At 33.6% G+C, this 5,048-nt stretch carries 9 protein-coding genes; all 9 read right to left on the reverse strand.

The features are described from left to right. Positions 1-145: 145 nt before the first annotated feature. A complete protein-coding gene (locus tag AC30RD_RS06215) occupies positions 146-736 on the reverse strand; it encodes a hypothetical protein (protein ID WP_489493499.1) in 591 nt (196 codons plus the stop codon). After that, positions 733-1,038, reverse strand: a complete 306-nt coding sequence (locus AC30RD_RS06220; RefSeq protein WP_489493500.1) for a NifU family protein — start codon at positions 1,036-1,038, stop codon at positions 733-735. The genes AC30RD_RS06215 and AC30RD_RS06220 overlap by 4 nt, the downstream gene beginning before the upstream one ends. A gap of 105 nt (positions 1,039-1,143) precedes the next feature. After that, on the reverse strand, positions 1,144-1,494 hold the full coding sequence (gene rplQ, locus AC30RD_RS06225; RefSeq protein ID WP_489493501.1) for a 50S ribosomal protein L17: 351 nt from the start codon (positions 1,492-1,494) through the stop codon (positions 1,144-1,146). A gap of 10 nt (positions 1,495-1,504) precedes the next feature. Then, entirely contained in the window at positions 1,505-2,500 is a 996-nt protein-coding gene (locus tag AC30RD_RS06230; protein ID WP_489493502.1) for a DNA-directed RNA polymerase subunit alpha, read from the reverse strand. Positions 2,501-2,593: 93 nt separating this feature from the next. Next, the gene (gene rpsD / locus AC30RD_RS06235) at positions 2,594-3,220 is read right to left on the reverse strand and encodes a 30S ribosomal protein S4 (protein ID WP_489493503.1); all 627 of its coding nucleotides are present in this window, start codon (positions 3,218-3,220) and stop codon (positions 2,594-2,596) included. Positions 3,221-3,268: 48 nt separating this feature from the next. After that, positions 3,269-3,658, reverse strand: a complete 390-nt coding sequence (rpsK, locus tag AC30RD_RS06240; RefSeq protein ID WP_489493504.1) for a 30S ribosomal protein S11 — start codon at positions 3,656-3,658, stop codon at positions 3,269-3,271. Between the two features lie 11 nt (positions 3,659-3,669). Further along, the gene (gene rpsM / locus AC30RD_RS06245; protein ID WP_281951941.1) at positions 3,670-4,032 is read right to left on the reverse strand and encodes a 30S ribosomal protein S13; all 363 of its coding nucleotides are present in this window, start codon (positions 4,030-4,032) and stop codon (positions 3,670-3,672) included. 3 nt (positions 4,033-4,035) lie between these two features. Then, positions 4,036-4,149 carry a 50S ribosomal protein L36 gene (gene rpmJ, locus AC30RD_RS06250; RefSeq protein ID WP_012081622.1) on the reverse strand — a complete coding sequence of 38 codons (114 nt, stop codon included), beginning with the start codon at positions 4,147-4,149 and terminating at the stop codon, positions 4,036-4,038. Between the two features lie 255 nt (positions 4,150-4,404). After that, positions 4,405-4,623 (reverse strand): translation initiation factor IF-1, encoded by a 219-nt coding sequence (gene infA / locus AC30RD_RS06255; protein ID WP_489493507.1) that lies wholly within the window; start codon positions 4,621-4,623, stop codon positions 4,405-4,407. Between the last annotated feature and the right edge of the window lie 425 nt (positions 4,624-5,048).

The following is a 5,048-nucleotide window of genomic DNA, read 5'->3' on the forward strand; positions in this document are numbered from 1 at the left end:
TAGATTAAGTTTATCTAAAAGCTCTTTTGGAGTTATAATATTTTTTATTTTATTGTTTATATATTTTTCATTTTGATGAGTTTTTAAAAAAAAGATATCATCGTTATACTTTTTGGTATCGTCGGTTACAGTAAAATTTTTAAATTTAGCTATCATGATGTTGGTTTATTGGTTTAATTTTATTAAGCATTTCTCTTATTTTGTTATCTGTTGGATATAGTAAAGTAGCATCTTCCAAATATGATAACGCCATATCATCAAATCCATTTTCTATAAGCGAGTTTAAAAAATCTAAAAAATCGCTTTTTTCGTAAATTATAACCTTTGTGCTAAACATTATATCTTCAAAAGCTCTTTTAAAACTTCCTCTATATTCTATATGTTTTTTAAAATCGCTATATGAAATCCCATCTTCTATCTCATCTGACTCTTGCGTTAAAAATTTTGAAATTTGCTCCAATGTTAAATCGTGATTTTTTATTACTTCTTCTATTATCTCTTCAGCATCTTCGTTTTTTTCGCTTTTTAATGTTTGATAATAATCAAACAATACGGTTGCTTCATCACTCTCTTCTTGAGCCAAATCACTAAGCAATATTCCTATTTTTGCCTCTTTATTGCCTGGATCTTGCTTTAAAATTAGAGAATAATAAAATATAGCCTTTTTAAAATCTTGGTTTAAAAAAGCTTTATTCGCCTCTTTAAAAAATTTTTTGATATTTGGTTTTTTTCTCATTTACTCTCTTCTTTTGCGATTTGTTCTGCTATTTCTTCCCAATTATCGGCTAAATTTGGAGCAATATTTATAACTTCTATTTCTGGATGAATATCTATTTTTAACTGTCTTTCTACTCCATATTTTAATGTATTTCCACTTGCTGCGCATCCAACGCAAGCCCCGCCTAAAGAGACAAAAACTTTGCCGTTTTTTACGCCAAGAAGCTTTATATCCCCTCCATCAAGAGCTAGCATAGGCTTAATTTTTTCGATAGATTTCTCTACCGCAGGCAATAGATCTTCATCACTAAAAGGTATCATAACATCTCCTAAAGTTTGGTTAAGGGAATATAAAGTAAGTTAGCTTAAAAAAAGATAAGATTTTAAAATTAGTAGAGAGTATAGCCGACATAAAGTCGGCTAAAATTAAACAAGCTCTATAAAAGCCATAGGAGAAGCATCGCCTCTTCTGATTCTTGTTCTTACTATTCTTGTATACCCGCCGTTTCTATCTTTATAATTTGGAGCGATCTCATTCATTAGCTTTTTTGTAGCCTCTTTATCTTGAAGATATGCAAAAACTTCTCTATGGGCATTAAAATCGCCTTTTTTTGCTTTTGTTATTAGTTTTTCTATATAACTTCTTAATGTTTTTGCTTTAGCTACGGTTGTCTCGATTTTGCCATATTTAATTAGTGCGATTGCCAGATTTTTAAGCAACGCTTTCCTATGGGAACTGGTTCTTCCAAGTTTTCTATATCCATGTTTATGTCTCATAAATCATCCTTTAAGACTTTAAATTTTCCAATTTCTTTTTTAGCGTATCTAAAATATCTTTATCTAGATTTTCTTTAGTAAAGCCGAGCTCTTCGAGCTTCTCTTTTATCTCTTCTAAAGATTTTTTTCCTAAATTTTTTATATTTTTAAGCTCATCTTCATCCATTAAAACAAGCTCTCCAATATATTCGATACCCGCTCTTTCAAGGCAATTGTGACTTCTTGCGCTCAAATTTAAAAGATCGATTTTTTGCAAAAGTTTTTTAATTTCTGCTGAGTCTGAATTTTTTGCACTCTCTTTTTCAACCTGAACATTTAACTCTTTATTAAATACCGACATTTGACTTTGCATTACAGATAGAGCATCTTTAAAAGCGGTTACGGGATCGATTTGTCCGTCTGTTTCGATATTGAAAACTATTTTTTCAAAATTTGGATTATCTTCAACCAATATTTTTTCAATATCATAAACAGCTTTTTTTACAGGCGTAAAAAAGGCATCTAACGGAAGATATCCTTGAGGCAACTCCTCTCTTATCTCTTCACTAGGCACATATCCTATACCTTTGTGAATAATAAGTGAAAATTTAAGATTGGCATCTTCATTTAACGTAGCCAAAAATGCATCTGGTGTTACGATCTGGATATCTTCGTTCTCCAAATCTTTACCATATATCTCTTTTGGTCCGTTAAATTCGTAAGATACCTCTTTTTTATCGCTTTCATCTCTAATTTTAAATCTTATATTTTTAAGATTTATGATAAATACAGCAACATCTTCCAACATTCCTCTAACGCTATCAAACTCATGGGCAACCCCATCTATTTTAATGGCAATTGGCGCATAACCGATAGAGCTGCTCAAAAGCAATCTTCTTAAAGGATGTGCGATTGAGATAGCGTATCCGCTTTCAAATGGGTATGCCTCTATTCTGATACTATTTTTATCTGTTTGATAAACTTCCACTTCAGAAGGCATAAAAGGTGATGTTTTTATTTTTTTCATGCTTACTCTCTCTTTTTGATTTTTTTTAGATTGAAGGTTGAAGGATAAAGGTTGAAGGCTAAACTGTTACCTTCTGCCTTTACACCTTCATCCTTATTTAGAGTATAGCTCAACTATTAGACGCTCTTCTACAGGTATAACTACCTCTTCTCTTTCTGGGAGTCTTGTAAAAATTCCAAAAACTTTCTCTTTATCTACATCAACCCAAGGAACGATTCCTGTTTGATTTGAAAGTTCTAACGATCTTTGAATTTGAGGATTGTTTTTGCTTTTTTCTCTTATTTCAATCTTTTGTCCAGGCTTAACTCTATATGATGGAATATTTACTCTTTTTCCATCAACTAAAACATGCCCGTGATTTACAAGCTGTCTTGCAAATCTTCTTGTAGTAGCAAATCCCATTCTATAAACAACGTTATCTAATCTTCTCTCAAGCAAAATAATCAAATTTTCCCCGGTATTGCCTTCCATTCTCGCAGCTTCTTTAAAAAGATTTCTAAACTGCTTCTCGGCAACACCATACATAAATTTAGCTTTTTGTTTTTCTCTAAGCTGTAAACCGTATTCGCTTATTTTTGCTCTTCTTTGTCCATGTTGTCCCGGTGCATAAGGTCTTTTATCCAAAGCAGATTTGCCTGCCAATCTTCTCTCACCCTTAAGAGCGAGACTTACACCAAGACGTCTTTCTATCTTTTCTACCGGACCTCTATATCTTGCCATAGTTTCTCCTAACTTAAAAAATTCTCTAAACTTTAGCGTACCGTAATTTTATACTCTTCTTCTTTTTGGAGGTCTACATCCATTATGTGGAAGCGGTGTTATATCTTTAAAAAATAGTACTTTAATACCTTCGGTTGCTCCAACCGTTTTTACCGCAGTGTCTCTACCGCTTCCTGGACCTTGAACTTTTATACCAACTTCTTTGATTCCATGTTCTTTTGCTTTGTTCATAGCGTCCTCTACCGCTTGCTGCGCGGCAAAAGGAGTAGATTTTTTACTACCTTTAAAACCAAGGCTTCCTGCGCTACTCCAAGCTATTACATTTCCCATTTCATCAGTAACGGTAACGACGGTGTTATTGAAAGTCGCGTTTATATATACTACACCTCTTGCAATATTTTTTTTGACTATTTTTTTTCTAACTCTTCTTTTTGCCATATATCAATCCTTTATTTAGAACCTACAGTTTTTTTCTTACCTTTTCTTGTTCTGGCGTTTGTTTTAGTTCTTTGACCCCTAACCGGAAGACCGCGTCTGTGTCTTAAGCCTCTGTAACAGCCGATATCCATCAAGGCTTTTATATCCATTGCAACTTTTCTTCTAAGATCACCTTCGACCATATAATTGTCTCTGATCTCTTTATTTATTTTAGCTACTTCATCTTCGGTTAACTCATATACTCTTTTGTCGTAGCTTATTCCTGTCGCATCAAGAATTTTTCTTGATGTAGCGAGGCCTATGCCATAAACATATGGTAAAGCATACTCGATTCTTTTGTTTTTGGGTAAATCTACACCTGCAATCCTAGCCATTTACTATCCTTGTCTCTGTTTATGTTTTGGATTTACGCATATTACTCTAACTACGCCTTTGCGTTTGATAATTTTGCATTTTTCGCACATCTTTTTTACAGATGGTCTAACCTTCATTGTATCTCCTTCAAAATAGGTAGAAGGGCGAAGGATGAAGGGTGAAGGGCAAAGAAACTTTTGTTTCTTCAACCTTTTACCTTCTACCTTAACCCTAAAAAACTGCACTCAATTACGGTACGCCTAGGTTTAACGAGTTTAATTAAACCAATCCTTGCAAGAAGAGTGCGGCTTCTTACAAAGATTTATCTATTAGTCTCCCAGAAAGGGACAAAATTATACTGAAATAGAGCTTAATTTAAGATAAATTTTAAATTATTTATATCTAAAAACAATTCTTCCTTTATCCAAACTATATGGAGTCAACTCTACTTTTACTTTGTCACCGGGTAAAATTTTTATATAATGCATCCTCATTTTACCGGCAATATGACACAATACCACATGACCGTTTTCAAGCTCTACTCTAAACATTGCATTTGGCAACGCTTCCTTAACAATACCATCAACTTCAATTACATCATCTTTTGCCATTTTTCCTCCTAATTTGATTTGCTTGGTAAAAACATATTGTTTACATGATATTGGGAATTTGGAATTGGGAATTGGGTATTAGTGATTTTCATTTCCACTTTCTAACTTTTTCACTTTCTCACTACCCAACTACTCAACCATTTTAACTATTTTAACCAATTTTGACATTGGACATTAGACATTAGTAAATGGAAATTGGGAATTAGGCATCGGAAATTGAATCCTCTCTTACCACCTTACCCCCTTATCACCTTACCCCCCTTCTACCTTCAACCTTTTATCTAACCACTCAACTACCCAACTATTTTAACTATCCGCTCATATGCTCACCACTAAAATCCTCAGGTTTAGGACTCGCATAAGTCCGCGTCTTTCGCTCGGGCACAGAGGCAAAACAGTTTGCCTCTTAAAGCCTAAAGGCTTTA

The sequence above is a fragment of the Nitrosophilus sp. genome (assembly GCF_982775275.1).

Bases quoted from the DNA above. Each gene is read 5' to 3' on its own strand.
- AC30RD_RS06230 (WP_489493502.1), bottom strand. From the start codon at position 2,500: ATGAAAAAAATAAAAACATCACCTTTTATGCCTTCTGAAGTGGAAGTT.
- rplQ (WP_489493501.1), bottom strand. From the start codon at position 1,494: ATGAGACATAAACATGGATATAGAAAACTTGGAAGAACCAGTTCCCAT.
- rpsK (WP_489493504.1), bottom strand. From the start codon at position 3,658: ATGGCAAAAAGAAGAGTTAGAAAAAAAATAGTCAAAAAAAATATTGCA.
- rpsM (WP_281951941.1), bottom strand. From the start codon at position 4,032: ATGGCTAGGATTGCAGGTGTAGATTTACCCAAAAACAAAAGAATCGAG.
- AC30RD_RS06215 (WP_489493499.1), bottom strand. From the start codon at position 736: ATGAGAAAAAAACCAAATATCAAAAAATTTTTTAAAGAGGCGAATAAA.
- rpmJ (WP_012081622.1), bottom strand. From the start codon at position 4,149: ATGAAGGTTAGACCATCTGTAAAAAAGATGTGCGAAAAATGCAAAATT.
- rpsD (WP_489493503.1), bottom strand. From the start codon at position 3,220: ATGGCAAGATATAGAGGTCCGGTAGAAAAGATAGAAAGACGTCTTGGT.
- AC30RD_RS06220 (WP_489493500.1), bottom strand. From the start codon at position 1,038: ATGATACCTTTTAGTGATGAAGATCTATTGCCTGCGGTAGAGAAATCT.
- infA (WP_489493507.1), bottom strand. From the start codon at position 4,623: ATGGCAAAAGATGATGTAATTGAAGTTGATGGTATTGTTAAGGAAGCG.